Source organism: Dyella sp. C9, from assembly GCF_003332825.1.
Taxonomy (GTDB): Bacteria; Pseudomonadota; Gammaproteobacteria; order Xanthomonadales; family Rhodanobacteraceae; genus Dyella.
In genome coordinates, this window is record NZ_QIRF01000002.1 from 276,365 (window position 1) to 292,890 (window position 16,526).

A 16,526-nucleotide genomic window follows, 5' to 3' on the forward strand; every position below is an offset into this window, starting at 1 on the left:
ATTCCCTATTCACGGCTCTCATCAGCGCACCTTCAACGTGGCGAGGCCGATCAGCACCAGCACGACGCTGATGATCCAGAAACGCACGATCACGCGTGGCTCGGGCCAGCCCTTCAGTTCGAAATGGTGATGGATCGGCGCCATGCGGAATACGCGCTTGCCGGTCATCTTGAAGCTGGCGACCTGGATCATCACCGAGGCGGTTTCCATCACGAACACGCCGCCCATCACCAGCAGCACGATCTCCTGGCGCACGATCACCGCGATGGCCGCCAGCGCCGCGCCGATGGCCAGCGCGCCGACGTCACCCATGAAGACCTGCGCGGGATAGGTGTTGAACCACAGGAAGCCCAGGCCCGCACCGGACAGCGCGCCGCAGAAGATCGCGAGCTCGCCCGCACCCGGAATCGACGGGATGCCCAGGTATTCGGAGAACACGCGATTGCCGGCGAGGTAGGCGAACACACCCAGCGCACCGGATACCAGCACGGTCGGCATGATGGCGAGGCCGTCGAGGCCATCGGTGAGGTTCACCGCGTTGGAGAAGCCCACGATCATGAAGTAGGCGACCACCACGAACAGGAAGCCCAGCGGCAGCGCCACCTGCTTGAACAGCGGCACGTACAGCGCGGTCTCCGCCACCGGCAGTGAGCCGGTGGCCTGCGGCGCGGTGTAATACAGGAACAATGCGGCGGCGAGGCCGAACACCGACTGCCAGAAGTACTTCCAGCGCGAGGCCAGGCCACGGCTGTCCTTCAGCACCAGCTTCTTGTAGTCGTCGTAGAAGCCGATCACGCCGAAGCAGAGCAGCACGGCCAGCACCAGCCACACGTAGCGGTTGTGCAGGTCGGTCCACAGGATGGTGGACAGCGTGACCGCCAGCAGGATCATCACACCGCCCATGGTCGGCGTGCCGGCCTTGGAGAGGTGCGTCTGCGGGCCATCCTTGCGCACCACCTGCCCGGCCTTCAGCTCGGCCAGCTTGCGGATCAGCGCCGGGCCGAACAGCAGCGACATGGCCAGCGCGGTGAGTGCGGCCATGATGGTGCGGAACGTGATGTACTGGAACAGGTGCAGGGCGGTGAAGTGCCGTGCCATCCAGTCTGCGAGTTCAAGCAGCATCGGATGCGCCCTCCCCATTTCCCTTCGTGTTGTTGCGGAGCGCGGCGACCACCTGGTCCATGCCCGACGAGCGCGAGCCCTTGACCAGGCAGGTGACGCCGCCATGCAGGTGTTGCTTGAGTGCCGCGATGAGCGCCGCCTTGTCGGCGAAATGCTCGCCACGATCGCCGAACGCCTTGACCGCCGATGCACTCAACGCCCCCACCGCGAACAGGCGGTCGATGCCGCGCTGGCGTGCGCGCTCGCCGATGCCGGCATGCAGGGTCGCGGCGTTCTCGCCCAGTTCGGCCATGTCGCCCAGCACCAGCCAGCGTTCGCCTTCGGCCAGGGTCAGCGTATCGATGGCGGCACCGACCGAACCCGGGTTGGCGTTGTAGCTGTCGTCGATCAGGGTCCAGCCACCGGCCATGCGCTCGAACTGCAGCCGCCCGGCCACGCCCGGCACCTGCTCGAGGCCTTCCACGATGGTGTCCAGCGGCACGTCCAGTGCCAGCGCGATCGAGGCCGCGGCCAGCGCATTGGCGATGTTGTGATGCCCGGCCAGCGGCAGCTGCACTTCGGCATCGCCTACCGGCGTGCTCAGCAGGAAGTGCGAGCCGTCCACGCGCTGATCGAGGATGTCGGCGCCGACATCGGCCTTGTGGTTGAGCGCGAAACGGATCTGCCGGCGCGTGCCGGCCAGCCCGCTGAAGAAGCTGGCGAACGCCTCGTCTGCATTGATGATGGCCACGCCGTCGACCGGCAGCGACTGGTACAGCGCGCCCTTGGTCTCGGCCACGCCTTCCACGCTACCCATGCGTTCAAGGTGCGCCGGCGCGATGGTATTGACGAGGCCGATATCGGGCCGTGCGATGGCGGCGAGGTAGGCGATGTCGCCCGGCTTGCCGGCCCCCATCTCCAGCACGGCGAATTGCGTGTCCTGCGGCATCGCCAGCAGGGTCAGCGGCAAGCCGAGCTCGTTGTTGTAGTTGCCGGCGTTGACGTGGGTACGGCCATGGCGCGACAGGATCGACGCGGCAAGCGTCTTCACCGTGGTCTTGCCGTTGGAACCGGTGATGCCGATCACGCGCACGTTGCTCTGCGCGCGCACGGCGCTGGCCAGGTCGCCCAGCGCCAGCGCGGTATCGTCCACCAGCACCTGCGGCAGGTCGGTGTCGACCTTGCGCGTCACCAGCGCCGCCACGGCGCCCTTCTCGCGTGCCTCGGCCAGGTAATCATGGCCGTCCACGCGTTCACCCTTGATCGCCACGAACAGGTTGCCCGGCTGCAGCTTGCGGGTATCGATGGCAACGCCGGTCACATCCACGTCGGCACCCAGCAGGTGTCCGCGAGTCCACAGCGCGATGGCGCTCAAACGCATCATGCGCGTGTCTCCAATGCATGGCGGGCCACCTGCAGGTCGTCGAACGGACGCTTGCCGGCAGGGCCCTCCTGGTAAGTCTCATGACCCTTGCCCGCCACCAGCACCACGTCGCCGTCCAGGGCCATGCCCAGGGCGAGTTCGATGGCGGCGGCACGGTCGCGTTCCACCGTGGCCTGGGCCGGATGGTCCAGGCCGGCGACGATCTGCGCCACGATGTGGTCGCCGTCTTCGCTGCGGGGGTTGTCGTCGGTGATGATGATGCGATCGGCCAGGCGCTCGGCGATCGCGCCCATCTGCGGACGCTTGCCGGCATCGCGGTCGCCGCCGCAGCCGAACACGCAGATCAGGCGGCCTTCGCAGTGTGCGCGCAGCGCGGCAAGCGCCTGCTCCAGCGCGTCCGGCGTGTGCGCGTAGTCGACCACCACCAGCGGGCTGCCTGCGTGGCCGCCAAGGCGGTTCATGCGGCCGTTGATCGGCTGCAGCGTTTGCACGGCCTGCACCACCCGCTCGAACGACTCGCCGAGGGCGCCCAGGCAAGCCACCACGGCCAGCAGGTTGGCCACGTTGAAACGACCCAGCAGCGGGCTGCGCACGGCCTGCGAGCCCCACGGGGTATGCAGCGTGAAGGCCAGCCCCTCCGCCGAGGTGACCACGTCGGTGGCGCGCACATCGGCGGCTTCGTCGCCCTCCGCGCTAAGGCGCAGCGCCTGCACGCCACGCGCCAGGTGGGCAGCGAGCGTGCGACCGAATGCGTCATCGATATTGATGGCGGCCGCCTGCAGCGTCGGCCAGCCGAACAGCTTGGCCTTGGCTTCGCCGTAGGCCTCCATGCTGCCGTGGTAATCCAGATGGTCGCGCGTGAGGTTGGTGAAGGCGGCCACGTCGAAGGCCACCGCCGCCACGCGGCCCTGCTCCAGCGCGTGCGAGGAGACTTCCATCGCCACATGGGTGGCGCCGTCGTCGCGGAACGAGGCCAGCAGGCCCTGCACGTTGATGGCGTCCGGCGTGGTGCGCTCGCCTTCGCTGATCTGGCCATGCAGGCCGGCGCCCAGCGTGCCGATGGTGGCCGCCCGATGGCCGAGCTGCTCCAGCGCCTGTGCCAGCAGCTGCACGGTGGAGGTCTTGCCGTTGGTGCCGGTGACGCCGATCACCGTGAGCGATTCCGACGGGCGGCCGAAAAAGCGCGCGGCGATCTCGCCCACCTGGCCGTGCAGGCCATCGACCCACAGCACCGGCACGTCGACATCGGCGGCATCGGCAGCCGGCGCCTCGGCCAGCACCACGCGGGCACCACGCGCCACCGCGGCCGGTGCGAAGGCGATGCCGTGCTCGCGCGTTCCGCGCAGCGCGAAGAAAGCATCGCCCGGGCGCACCTGGCGCGAGTCCAGCGCGAGGCCGGAAACGACGATATCGCCCACACCCGGAGTGTCGGCGATACCCTTGAGCAGCTGGTCAAGGCGCGCGGTCATTGGGGGGCCTCATCGACCGGTGCGTCATCCACGGTTTCGACCGCGGGCGGCTTGCTTCCGGTCAGGCCGTTCTGACCCTGCAAGGGACCGCCGACATACCAGCGGCCAATGTTGTCCGGCGGCACGTCCAACAGGCGCAGCGCGCCATCCAGGACCTTGGAAAACACCGGGCCGGAAACCAGGGCGCCGTAATAGCTGCCCTTCTTCGGGTTGTCGACGATCACCACCGCCGCCAACCGCGGATTGGATGCGGGTACCACGCCGGCAAAGGCGGAACTGTAGTTGCTGTTGGAATAGCCGCCGGCCGTTGCCTTGTGCGCCGTGCCGGACTTGCCGGCCACGCCGTAATTGGCAATCCAAGCGTACGGCGCGCCGGTGCCGCCCGGCTGCGTCACCGCCACCATCATCTGCACCAATTGCTTGGCGACACTGGAGTCGATGATCTGCTTGGCTTCGCTGTCCGAGCCTTTCACGAAGGTGGGCAGGTGCATCACGCCGTTGTCGGCGATGGTGGCGTAACCGTTGGCCAGCTGCAGCGGCGTCACGTTGAGGCCGTAGCCATAGGCCAGGATGGCCTTCTCCAGCATGCCCCAGCTCTTGCCAGGCTTGAGGTAGCCCGACGCCTCGCCCGGAAAGCCGCTGTTGGTGCTGTTGCCGAAGCCGAACGCGCGATAGGTGTTGTACATCAGCTCGGTGTCGAGCGTCAGCGCCACCTTGGCAGCGCCGATATTGCTCGACTTGGCGATGATGCCGGTGGGCGACAGCATGCCGTTGGAATGCGTGTCGCGGATGTCCTTGCGGATATAGAAGAAGTGGCCGTTGCCGGTATCGACCAGCGGACCGGTCGGCGTGTACTTGCCACTGGACAACGCCGCCGCCATCAGGAACGGCTTGATGGTGGAACCCGGCTCCACCACGTCGGTCATCGCGCGGTTGCGACGGCTCGACGGGTTGCTGCCACGCAGCGCATTCGGGTTGTAGGTGGGCCAGTTCACCATGGCCAGCACCTCGCCGGTACGCACGTCGATGATCACCATCGAACCGGAGTCCGCATCGGACTGCTCGATGGTGTTCTTCAGTTCGTTGTAGGCCAGGAACTGGATGCGGCGATCGATGCTGAGCGTGATGTCGCGACCCGGCTGCGGCGCGCGTACCAGGTCGAGATCCTCCACCACGTGGCCCATGCGATCGCGGATCACCCGCTTGGCACCCGGCTTGCCGGCCAGCCAGTCGTCGAAGGCCAGCTCAAGGCCTTCCTGGCCGTGGTCGTCGATGTTGGTGAAGCCCAGCACGTGGGCCATCACCGGCCCGGACGGATAGAAACGGCGGAATTCGCGCTGGCCGTTCACGCCCGGCACGCCGAGGTCGAGCACCACCTGGGCCGCATCCGGCGACATCTGGCGGCGCAGGTAGACGAACTCGCGCTCCGAACGCTGCGACAGGTACTGCTTGAGGGAGTCCGCGTCCATGCCGATGGCCTTGGCCAGCGCCGGCAGCTTGTCCTCGTTGTCCAGCACCTCAGAGGGATTGGCCCAGATCGACACCACCGGCGTCGACACCGCCAGCGGCTCGCCATTGCGGTCGAAGATGGTGCCGCGCGACACCGCGATCGGCACTTCGCGCAGGATGCGGGCGTCGGCCTGGTTCTGGTAGAAGCCCTTGCGCACCACCTGCATGTCGAAGGCACGCGCCACCAGGCCCAGCGAAGCCGCACCGAGCACGGCGGCCACCACCACCATGCGGCGGCGGATACTGGGGGCCGCGTTGCGGCGTCGGCTGGGATGGGCCGTCGTGCGCGGGCGCGGCTTCATCGACGCACCAGCTGGATGTCTTGCGGCTTGGGATTGACCATGCCCAGTTGCTGCCGCGCCTCGTCGTCCACGCGACGCGGCTCGGCCCAGGTGGCCTGTTCCAGTTCCAGCTTGCCGTACTCGATGTTGAGGTCGTCGCGCAGGTTCTGCAGTCGGGTCAGCTCGACGAACAGCACGCGGCTCTCATGACGCGTCCACACCACGGCAATGGCGCTGGTGAGCACCGCCGCGATCAGGATCAGCATGAAGATGCCGCCGAGGACCTTCATGCGAGCTTCTCCGCCACGCGCAACACCGCCGAGCGGGCGCGCGGATTGACGGACAGTTCCTCGTCGGACGGGAACTGCGCCTTGCCCACCGCGGCCAGGCGTGCCGGCGCCGCAACCACCGGCGGACCGCGACGACTGCCCTGCACGCGTCCAGAGTGGTCGCGGATGAACAGCTTGACCGCACGGTCCTCCAGCGAATGGAAGCTGATGATGGACAGGCGCCCGCCGACCTTGAGCAGCGACAGCGCGGACTCCAGCCCCTGGGCCAGCGCGTCCAGCTCGCCGTTCACGCGGATGCGCAAGGCCTGGAAGCTGCGGGTGGCCGGATGCTTGCCGGGCTCGCGGCGCCCCACCACGCGCTCGATCAGCGATGCCAGCTGGCTGGTACGGGTGATCGGGGTGGTGGTGCGATCCTCGACGATGGCGCGGGCGATCTTGCGGCTGAAGCGCTCCTCGCCGTAGACCCACAACACGTCGGCGATCTCTTTTTCCGAGGCGTGCGCGAGGAAGTCGGCCGCGCTCTCGCCCTGGGTGGTGTCCATGCGCATGTCCAGCGGCGCATCGGCCATGAAGCTGAAGCCACGCGCGGCCTCGTCGAGCTGGGGCGAGGACACGCCGAGGTCGAGCAGGATGCCATCGAGGCCACCGGCGGTTTCGTCCCACTCGGCCATGGTCGAGAAGTTGGCGTGGCGGATGGAGACGCGCGGGTCGCTGGCGAATTCGGCCTGGGCGGTGGCGATCGCCTGCGGATCACGGTCCATCAGCAGCAGGCGGCCGTCGGGCCCCAGGCGCGACAGCACGGCGCGGGCGTGACCGCCGCGTCCGAAGGTGCCATCGAGATACCGCCCGCCTGCCTGCACGGCGAGTCCCTCCACTGCTTCACCCAGCATCACCGGGATGTGCCGCAACTGCTCGGCCATGCCGCACTCCCGCTCCCGTCCCGTTAATTCCGCCGCGCCGTCACCGTCGCCGGTTACAGCTGCAGCTCCGCCATCTCGTCAGTGATCTCGTCTTCGCCGATGGTCTGGCGGATCTTGGCCAGGTGGGCCTGCTCGCTCCAAAGCTCGAACTTGTTGCCCATGCCCAGCAGAACCGCCTTCTTCTCGATGCCCGTGGTCGCGCGCTGGCTGGCCGGCAGCAGCAGGCGGGCCGCGCTGTCCGGCTCGACCACCGCCGCAGCACCCACCAGCTTCATCTGCATGTCGCGATGAGCGGCCTTCACCTTGGGCAGCGCGTTCACCTGGTCGCGCACCTTTTCCCACTCGGCATGCGGGAACAGCCACAGGCATCCCGACTCGAAGGGGTTGTAGGTGATCACCAGACGATTGGCGCAGGCGTCGGCCACCAACTCGCGGTACGCGGTCGGAATGGCCAGCCGGCCCTTGTCGTCAACAGTGATGGCGGTTTCGCCCTGGAACACGGCCGTTGGACTCCACGAATTCCCACGATATCACACAGGAACCCACGATAGTCTCGACCCCTGAGACTGTCAAGGGAATTTTGCTTGTGAATCAATGAGAAAGGCGGTGATCTGGCAGTAATTCCAGCCTTTTGTGAGGAACCATCGGAAGGTGCTTGAATGATTGGGATTTTTTGGAAATCCCATAGGCCATTTGGCACCCCTTGCCCGCCTGCCCCAGGCCACGGACATGAACCCACTGTTCATGCCGGCCTTCGGACAGCCGTCATCGCCATGTCCACTTGCGACATGGCGATGACGGCGGCAGTGAAGGAGGTGGAGTCGGCCTGTAAGCCGGGTTCTGTACGCCTTGCGGCGCGACAGTCATTCCTCTCGGCCTGGCGTCACCGCCAGGCTCCAGCAACCTACCCGGGAACAACGCGGGCCGCGTTATCGTTCCCCTATTCGGTCTTGCTCCAGGTGGGGTTTACCGTGCCATGCGGCGTTAGCCCCGCACGCGGTGCGCTCTTACCGCACCCTTTCACCCTTACCACGCACACCCGAGGGTGCCGTTCGGCGGTCTGCTCTCTGTTGCACTGGCCGTCAGCTCGCGCTGCCCAGGCGTTACCTGGCACCTTGCCCTATGGAGCCCGGACTTTCCTCGATGCGCTCGCGCGCGACGCGACTGTCCGGCCGACTCCGATGCCTATTGTAATGGAATGCGGCGCCAACTGTAGGAGCGCACCCTGTGCGCGGCGCGAAAGGCGCTAGAGCGCAGCGGTCGCGCATAGGGCGCCTCCGCCTACCCGGGCGCGGCGGATTTCAGCCTTCGTACAGCAGTTTTCGCGGTGCCCCGGTGATCGCCGCGGCCAGCTTGGCCGCCTTCGCCGGCGGCAGCTCCTCGCGCAGGATGGCAAACACCCGACGGCCTTCCGCCTCGCGCGCGTCGGCCTCCTCGCCACGGCCAGCCACCAGGATCACGCACTCGCCGCGCTGCTGGTCAGGGTCGTTGGCCACGCGGGCCGCCAATTCGCCCAGCGGCTCGCCGATCACCGTCTCGAACAGTTTGGTCAGTTCGCGCGCCAGCACGCCTTCGCGCGCCTCGCCAAACACGTCGCGCATGTCGGCCAGGCTCTCGGCCACGCGATGCGAGGACTCATAGAAGATGAGCGTGCGCGCATCGCCCGCAAGTTCCTGCAAGCGCGAACGCCTTGCCGCGGCCTTGGGCGGAAGAAAGCCCTCGAACACGAAGCGATCGCTGGGCAGGCCGGCTACCGACAGCGCAGCGATCGCCGCGCACGCACCGGGTACCGGTGCACAGCGAATACCCGCCGCGCGCGCCGCACGGACGAGGCGGAAACCCGGGTCGCTGATCAGCGGCGTGCCCGCGTCGGAAATCAGCGCCACCGATTCACCGCCAAGCAGCCGGCGCACGATGGCATCCACCACGTCCCGCTCGTTGTGCTCGTGCAAGGCCACCAATGGCGTGCCGATGTTGTAATGCATCAGCAATGGCCGGCTGTGCCGCGTATCTTCGGCCGCGATCACCGCCACCGAGCGCAAGGTTTCGATGGCGCGTGCGGAAAAGTCGTCGCGATGACCAATGGGGGTGGCGACCACCCATAGCAGGCCGGGCTGAATCTGTGACATCTTGCTGCTTCCTGCGCCGCGAGGCGGCGACCCAATGGGCTATCATCGCCCATCCGCCGACCATGTCGTCAAAAAGCTCGAAGGGATTTGGCCATGCGCTTGACCCGCGCTGCAGGCATCGCCCTGCTGATTTCACTGGCACTCAGTGCTTGCGTACCGCAGACCGTCGAGCGGTCGCCCGCCGAGATCGCCGCCAGCCAGCAGGCCGACAGCCTGGCCCAGCAAGGCAAGTTCGACGACGCGGCGCAGGCTTATCTCGCGCTGGCGCAAACCGGCAGTAACCGCGACCACTACCAGTTGCTCGCCGCCGAGGCCTATCGGCAGGAAGGCCAGCTGGATCGCGCCTCGCCCTTCCTCGACAGCATCCGCCGCCAGAAGCTGAGCGGCGACGAGCCCTCCCGCCTTGACCTGCTGCAGGCCGAGCTGGCGCTCAAGCACAACAATGCACCACGCGCGTTGCAGCTCACCACGCAGCCCAACATCAGCGTACCGGCCAACCTGCAGCTGCGCCTGCTCGAGCTGCGCTCGCAGGCCATGCAGCAGACCGGCGACCTGTGGGGCGCGGCCCGCTCGCGCGTGGAAATGGACAGCCAGCTCAGCGGGCTCGACCAGGCACAGAACCGCAAGGAGATCGTCAACCTCCTGGCCAAGCTGGGCGCCGACCCGCTCAAGCAGCGCGCCGCCGCCATGCAGCAGGGCGACCGCATGCTGCCGTGGGTCAATGAGGCCCTGGGCCAGCTCGGCGTTGCCGTGGCCCACCCCGCCCCAACGCTGGAGCAGGAAGTGGGCACCATGATTCCCGGCGAAGGCGCGAACGTGCGCGAAGGCTTCAAGATGCCTTCACGCGTCGCCCTGATCGTGCCTGCCAGCGGCAACCTCGCCGCGGCCAGCACGGCAATCACCGAAGGCTTCTTCGCCGCCTATGCAGACTCGGCACGCAATCATGTGCCGCGTCCGCCGGTGCGCGTGTACGACAGCGGCGGCACGCCGGCCGGCGCGATCAAGGCCTACCAGCAGGCAGTGAACGACGGCGCGCAGCTGGTGATCGGACCGCTGACGCGCGGTGAAGTCTCGGCGCTGTTCGGACTGCCGCAGTTGCCGGTGGCCCTGCTGGCGCTGAACCATCCCGACGACAAGAGCCTGCCGGCCAATGGCGTGAGCGAGTTCGGCCTGCTGCCGGAAACCGAAGGCGCACAGGCGGCCGACCACCTCGCCGAGAACGGCATCCTTACCGCCTACGTGCTGCTCAGCAACGATGATTTCGCGCAGCGCGCCGGCAAGGCGTTCAAGGCCGAAATGGAAGCACGCGGCGGCAAGGTGGCAGGCATGGGCAACCTTGCCGGCAGCGGCGTCAACTACGCCAGCGCCATCAGCGGCCTGGGCATGCCCACCGACTCGGGCGACACCAGCACGCCGAGCACCAGCGGCATCTTCATCAGCATGCGCCCCCAACAGGCGCGCCTGCTGCTGCCGCAGCTGAAGCTCGCACGCGTGAACCTGCCGGTGTACGGCACCTCGCATATCTACGCCGGCGTGGATGACGCGGGCGCCAATCGCGACCTCGAAGGCGTGGAGTTCTGCGACGCGCCGTGGCTGTTCGACGTGCAGCCCGGCCTGCCGAACCATGGCGACATCGCCGCGCAACTGCCTTCCGCGCGTGGCACTTCGGCGCGTCTGTTCGCCTTTGGCATGGACGCGTGGAACCTGGCTCCCTACCTCGACTGGCTGCGCGCGCATCCGGGCAGCTACCTGCCGGGCGCCAGCGGCCAGCTCACCGCCGACCAGTTCGGCCGCATCCGCCGCGTGCTGGTGTGGGCCAAGTTCCAGGATGGCCTGGCCCGTCCGCTCAATGGCAGCCTGCAGATGGACAGCGCGCCCGCACTCGCTCCGCCGGTCGACAACGGCACCACGCCGCCCTCCAGCGACACCCAGCCCGCCGGCCATTGATGCGAGCCGCAGGCGCTGTCTTCGAACAACGCGCCTGCGAGGAACTGCAGCGCGCCGGCCTGAAGCTGCTGGCGCGCAACTACACCACTCGCTACGGCGAACTGGACCTGGTCATGCTGGACCGGGACACGGTCGTCTTCGTCGAGGTCCGCCATCGAGTGACGGCGGGCCACGGCGACGCTGCTGCCAGCGTCACACCCACCAAGCAGGCCAAGCTGGCCCGCACCGCTGAACTATGGCTCGCCCAGCACCCGCAGCACGCCAATCGCCCCTGTCGCTTCGACGTCATGAGTTATGACGGCCCGACCGATGGCGCCCGCGCGAATTGGCTGCGGGCGGCATTCGAGGTGACCTGAAGCACCGCACGGGCAAGCCCGTGCGTGTATTCCTGCCGCGTGGCCGCCTGCGGCGACCGTGCACCGCGCAACACACCCGGCGGTGCGTTCGCGCCAGACAACCCCAAGCCTTCACGAACACTCGCACGACAGATCCGCGGGACTGCATGTGGCCGTCCATTCGAGCCAGTATCGTAATTTCTTTCGCTCATTTCCGCGCAAGATCGTCACCGCTCGCGCACTTTGAAACGGCAAGAACAAACTCATGCGACGCGTCATTGCGATGTAAATCGTTGATGGATGCACAACTTACGAAAGCAGGGCAAAAAGCGTTGACTTTTTGCGATGCAGACGTCTAATTTCGGTTAAGGGTTGCGGGGGGAATCGCAATTTCTTACATCACTAGAGGAAACGGCGCCGTCATCTGAAGACAGCGCCGCGGGGACTGGTGCGCTCAAAAAAAGCCGGGACGACGCCTGGCTTTTTTCACTCGATAACGTCGTTTGGGGAGTCAAAACGTGAAACATCTCGGTAATAGCAAGCTGTCGACAGCCATTCGCCTTGGCCTCGCCATGGGCGCGCTCACCATCGCGGGTGCGGTATACGCACAGGACGCGGGTAGCGACCAGCCCAGCCAGGATTCCGCCAAGAAGCTGGAAACCATCACCGTCACCGGTTCGCGCATCCGCAGTGTGGACGTGGAAACGGCCCAGCCCGTCATCAGCCTGTCGCAGGCCGATATCCAGAAGACCGGCCTGACCAACGTCGGCGACATCCTGCAGAACCTGACCATCACCGGCCAGCCGACCTTCAGCAAGGCCGCCGTGCTGACCAGCAACACCGAGGAAGGCGGCCAGTACGTCAACCTCTACAACCTGGGTGAAAACCGCACCCTGGTGCTGGTGAACGGCAAGCGCTGGATGACCAGCCTCAACGGTTACACCGACGTATCCACCATTCCGGCCGCCCTGATCGACCGCATCGAGATCCTCAAGGACGGTGCATCCTCGATCTACGGTTCCGATGCAGTGGCCGGCGTGGTCAACATCATCCTCAAGGATCACGTCAACGGCGCCTCGGTGAGCGGCTCGATCGGCCAGAACCAGGGCGGCGACGGCACCCAGCAGGCGTACTCGTTCACCGTGGGCAACACCACGGAAAAGTCCTCGCTGGTGTTCGCCGCGACCTACAACAAGACCAGCACGGTGTGGGCGAAGGATCGTGACATCACCCGCTACACCTATGGTCCGTACGAAGAAAGCGCCGGCTACAGCGGTACGGGTCCCTGGGGCCGCTTCACCTACAACGGCAAGACCTATGTGCTCAACCACACGGGCGATCCGAACAACATCGGCGTCGGCGCGGATGCGACCCAGCTGAGCAACTACCACGTCGGCGTGCAGCCGAACGACTACTTCAACGCCACGAACCAGATGATGGAGCAGCTCCCGACCGAGCTGAAGTCCATCTTCACCGAGGGCAGCTACAAGCTCAGCGACAACGTGACGTTCAAGGCCAACGGCATGTATGCCGAGCGCGACTCGTCGACCCAGGTCGCCGGCTACCCGCTCAAGAGCACCAGCCAGCCCAACTTCCCGGTGTACATCAGCGGCCAGAGCTACTACAACCCGGTGCCGGGCACCGACCTGTCGTTCGTGCGCCGTATCACCGAGCTGCCGCGCGTGACCAGCGAAAGCGCCAAGTCGCTGCATTTCGATGCCGGTTTTGAAGGCGACTTCGAATTCCTCGACCATCCGTGGAACTGGGATGCCGGCTTCGACTACAACAAGTACGACGTCGACAGCACCGGCACGGGCAACATCAACCTGCTGAACCTGCAGAAGGCGCTGGGCCCGTCGTTCCTCAACAGCCAGGGCGTCGTTCAGTGCGGCACCGCTGCCAACCCGATCGCGCTGAGCCAGTGCGTGCCGTTCAACATCCTGGGCGGCCCGAGCGCGTCGACCAAGGCGGCACTGAACTACATCATGGCGCGCGAGCAGTCCACGTCGCAGAGCATCAGCAAGGACTTCAGCGCCAACATCACCGGCGGGCTGTTCGAACTGCCTGCGGGCACCTTCAGCTTCGCGGCAGGCGTCGAGCACCGCAACGCCAATGGCTACGACACGCCGGATGAGCTGGCCAGCGCCGGCTACACCACCGACCTTGCCGCCGGTGCAACCGTGGGTTCGTACACCACCAACGAAGCGTACGTGGAGCTCAATGCCCCGCTGCTGAAGGATCTGCCGGGCGCCAAGTCGCTGGACCTGGACGTGGCCAGCCGCTACTCGCACTACAGCAACTTCGGTAGCACCACCAACAACAAGTACAGCTTCACCTACTCGCCGATCGAAGACCTGATGCTCCGCGGCACCTTCGCCAAGGGCTTCCGTGCGCCGACCCTGGGTGACCTGTTCGGTGGCGGCTCGCAGACCTTCGACAACTACACCGATCCCTGCGACGCCAAGTACGGTTCGCTCAGCAACCCGACCGTGGCCAAGAACTGCGCGGCGGCTGGCCTGCCGGCGAACTTCCGCCAGACCGATACCGCCGGCAACGCAGTCCAGGGCCCGAACCAGCAGAGCACCACGCCGTTCGTCACCGGCGCCGGCAACCAGTACCTGCAGCCGGAGCACAGCACCACGCGTACGCTCGGCCTGGTGTACAGCCCGCATTATGTCGACGGTCTCGACATGACGCTGGACTACTACGACATCAAGATCACCAACGTGATCACGGCGATCGACGCCAACTACGTGCTGGACCAGTGCTACCAGTACTCGGTGCAGGAATTCTGCTCGGCGTTCCAGCGTGATGCCAACGGCCAGGTGGTGAACCTGCACCGCGGCAACGCTAACCTGGGCTGGCTCGAAACCACCGGCTACAACCTGGGCGTGAACTACCGCCTGCCTGCCTTCTCGTTCGGCAAGTTCGTGTTCAACATGAACGTGAACTACCTCGACGACTGGAACCAGGCCAGCACCGACGGCGCCCCGGCCATCAACTACGCCGGTCAGTACGGCCTGCCGCACTGGCGCGCCAACCTGGGCCTGGACTGGACGCTGGGCAAGTGGGGCGCCACCTGGGGCATCCGCTACTACGGCGCGTTCCTCGACCAGTGCTGGGACGAGACCACCCACTGCAACATGCCCAACTACACCAGCGTGAACTGGGGTTACGGCACGGGTGCCAACCGCAACGGCGCCATCGTGTTCAACGATGCGCAGGTCCGTTACCAGCTGCCGTGGAAGGCCCAGGTCTCGTTCGGCATGCGCGACATCTTCAACAAGAAGCCGCCGAACACGATCAGCGCCTACACGGGTGGCTACAACTCGTCGGGCTCGATCGATCCGACGCTGGACCTGGGTCGCTACATCTACCTGCAGTACAACCAGCAGTTCTAAGACCTCGCAACACAACTCCCGGTAGTCATTGCCGGAGCACCGCAAGGTGCTCCGGCTTTTTTTGCCATGGGCGAACGCCCCCGCAACCCGACACGGCACGCGGCTGCCGGCCCGAGGGCGCAGTTGCCGTCTTGACGACGACGGCTCGCCCCATCCCACCGCAGCCCCATCCCCGCCTCAACGGCTTTCACACAAGCGACCGTGCACACTGACCGGGTACTCCACCCTGTCGTGGCCAGCCGAGGGGACACCATGCTTCGCCTGCTGCTCAAGCTCGGCAAATGGACCGGGCTGATCGTGCTGATCGTCCTGCTGTCCGTACTGGGCATACGCGCCTGGGACTCGCAGCAAGGTGATCCGTTGGCGCCGTGGCAGACCTTCGTGCCGCACGAGCTGACCGCCGACGAGATCGACGCCACCGACTGGGCGGGTTATCTGGCCGCCGAGCAACGCGTGTTCGATGAGGTGCGCACCCAGGTCAGCGACAAGCTGGAGCCCGCGGAGCAGGTGGTCACCAACCGATACTTCGAGGGTGCACCGATGTATCCCGGGCATTTCGCCCACGACTGGAACCGCTCCTTCGTGCTGGAACCCATCGGCAAACCGGTCGGGGCCGTGGTGCTGATCCACGGCCTTACCGACTCGCCCTACAGCTTGCGCGACATTGCCGAGCTCTATCGCGACCGCGGTTTCGTGGCCATTGGACTGCGCGTTCCCGGGCATGGCACGGTGCCCGGCGCACTCACGGAAGCGCAGTGGCCGACCTGGCTGGCGGCCACCCGCCTGGCCATGCGCGAAGCGCGCCGTCGTGTCGGCCCCGACCTGCCCATCCACATGGTCGGCTACTCCAACGGTGGAGCACTGGCGGTGAAGTACACGCTCGATGGGATCGAGCATCCCGGCCCGCCGATGCCTTCGCGGCTGGTGCTGTTGTCGCCGATGATCGGCGTGACCGCCTTCGCGCGCTTCGCCGGCATCGCCGGCTTGCCCGCCATGTTGCCGCGCTTCGCCAAGGCGGCCTGGCTCGACCTGCTGCCCGAGTACAACCCGTTCAAGTACAACTCGTTTCCCGTCAATGCCGCCAGGCAGACCTACCTGCTGACGGACGTGATCCACGGCGAGCTGCAACGCCTCGCGCGCGACGGCAAGCTGGACAAGATGCCACCCATCCTTACCTTCCAGTCGGTAGTAGACGACACGGTAAGCGCGGTGGCGGTGATGCGCATGCTCTACGCCAATCTGCCGGACAACGGCAGCGAGATCGTGCTGTTCGACGTCAATCGCAACCACCGTTTCGACACCCTGCTGCGGGCCAGTTCGCGCCGCGCGGTGCAAAGCCTGTTGCCGCCGGCACCTCGGCACTACCGCACCACGGTGATCACCAATGCGGCGGAGAACGACAGCCATACGGTGGCGCGCACGACACCGGCCGACCGGGACACGATCACGGTGACGCCGCTGGCGATCGACTATCCGGACGACATCTTTTCCTTGTCGCACATCGCCCTGCCGTTCCCACCCAACGACCCGCTGTACGGCACGCAGCCGGACGGCTCGGAGAATTTCGGCGTGCACCTGGGCACCCAGGCGCCGCGGGGCGAGCGGGGCGCGCTGGTGCTCAACCTCGACGCAGTGCTGCGCATCAGCTCCAACCCGTTCTACCCCTACGTGCATGACCGCATCGAGGAGGTCATTCCCGCCGCGCCGCAAGCCACGGCCAGCAGCGCCGGGCGCTGACCGGCCCGTGTGCGCAGGCGACC

At 66.4% G+C, this 16,526-nt stretch carries 12 protein-coding genes and 1 other RNA gene; 4 read left to right on the top strand and 9 right to left on the bottom strand.

Features of this window, described 5'->3' with window-relative positions:
* Positions 1-21: 21 nt before the first annotated feature.
* The 9 genes from mraY to rsmI all read right to left on the bottom strand — a co-directional run bounded on the left by mraY (position 22) and on the right by rsmI (position 9,083).
* Positions 22-1,122, bottom strand: coding sequence for a phospho-N-acetylmuramoyl-pentapeptide-transferase (gene mraY, locus DVU99_RS03600; protein ID WP_114238827.1), 1,101 nt, complete (start codon positions 1,120-1,122; stop codon positions 22-24).
* The gene (murF, locus tag DVU99_RS03605) at positions 1,112-2,485 is read right to left on the bottom strand and encodes a UDP-N-acetylmuramoyl-tripeptide--D-alanyl-D-alanine ligase (RefSeq protein WP_114238828.1); all 1,374 of its coding nucleotides are present in this window, start codon (positions 2,483-2,485) and stop codon (positions 1,112-1,114) included. The genes mraY and murF overlap by 11 nt, the downstream gene beginning before the upstream one ends.
* A complete protein-coding gene (locus DVU99_RS03610; protein WP_114238829.1) occupies positions 2,482-3,954 on the bottom strand; it encodes a UDP-N-acetylmuramoyl-L-alanyl-D-glutamate--2,6-diaminopimelate ligase in 1,473 nt (490 codons plus the stop codon). The genes murF and DVU99_RS03610 overlap by 4 nt, the downstream gene beginning before the upstream one ends.
* Positions 3,951-5,765 carry a penicillin-binding protein 2 gene (locus tag DVU99_RS03615; protein WP_114238830.1) on the bottom strand — a complete coding sequence of 605 codons (1,815 nt, stop codon included), beginning with the start codon at positions 5,763-5,765 and terminating at the stop codon, positions 3,951-3,953. Before DVU99_RS03615 ends, DVU99_RS03610 begins: the two co-directional genes overlap by 4 nt.
* Entirely contained in the window at positions 5,762-6,034 is a 273-nt protein-coding gene (gene ftsL / locus DVU99_RS03620) for a cell division protein FtsL (RefSeq protein ID WP_114238831.1), read from the bottom strand. Before ftsL ends, DVU99_RS03615 begins: the two co-directional genes overlap by 4 nt.
* Entirely contained in the window at positions 6,031-6,954 is a 924-nt protein-coding gene (gene rsmH / locus DVU99_RS03625) for a 16S rRNA (cytosine(1402)-N(4))-methyltransferase RsmH (RefSeq protein ID WP_114238832.1), read from the bottom strand. Before rsmH ends, ftsL begins: the two co-directional genes overlap by 4 nt.
* Before the next feature lie 53 nt (positions 6,955-7,007).
* A complete protein-coding gene (gene mraZ / locus DVU99_RS03630; RefSeq protein ID WP_114238833.1) occupies positions 7,008-7,454 on the bottom strand; it encodes a division/cell wall cluster transcriptional repressor MraZ in 447 nt (148 codons plus the stop codon).
* Between the two features lie 313 nt (positions 7,455-7,767).
* Positions 7,768-8,134: RNase P RNA component class A (gene rnpB, locus DVU99_RS03635), an RNA gene on the bottom strand.
* A 121-nt stretch (positions 8,135-8,255) separates the two neighbouring features.
* The gene (gene rsmI, locus DVU99_RS03640; RefSeq protein WP_114238834.1) at positions 8,256-9,083 is read right to left on the bottom strand and encodes a 16S rRNA (cytidine(1402)-2'-O)-methyltransferase; all 828 of its coding nucleotides are present in this window, start codon (positions 9,081-9,083) and stop codon (positions 8,256-8,258) included.
* Between the two features lie 93 nt (positions 9,084-9,176).
* On the opposite strand from rsmI, the gene DVU99_RS03645 reads away from it, so the two are divergent.
* From DVU99_RS03645 to DVU99_RS03660, 4 genes are all read left to right on the top strand, one after another.
* The gene (locus DVU99_RS03645; RefSeq protein WP_114238835.1) at positions 9,177-11,030 is read left to right on the top strand and encodes a penicillin-binding protein activator; all 1,854 of its coding nucleotides are present in this window, start codon (positions 9,177-9,179) and stop codon (positions 11,028-11,030) included.
* Positions 11,030-11,386 (top strand): YraN family protein, encoded by a 357-nt coding sequence (locus DVU99_RS03650; RefSeq protein ID WP_114238836.1) that lies wholly within the window; start codon positions 11,030-11,032, stop codon positions 11,384-11,386. Before DVU99_RS03645 ends, DVU99_RS03650 begins: the two co-directional genes overlap by 1 nt.
* Before the next feature lie 551 nt (positions 11,387-11,937).
* Positions 11,938-14,766: a TonB-dependent siderophore receptor gene (locus DVU99_RS03655; RefSeq protein ID WP_198670185.1), complete on the top strand. Its 2,829-nt coding sequence runs from the start codon at positions 11,938-11,940 to the stop codon at positions 14,764-14,766.
* Positions 14,767-15,018: 252 nt separating this feature from the next.
* The gene (locus tag DVU99_RS03660; RefSeq protein WP_114238838.1) at positions 15,019-16,503 is read left to right on the top strand and encodes a carboxylesterase; all 1,485 of its coding nucleotides are present in this window, start codon (positions 15,019-15,021) and stop codon (positions 16,501-16,503) included.
* Positions 16,504-16,526 lie beyond the last annotated feature (23 nt).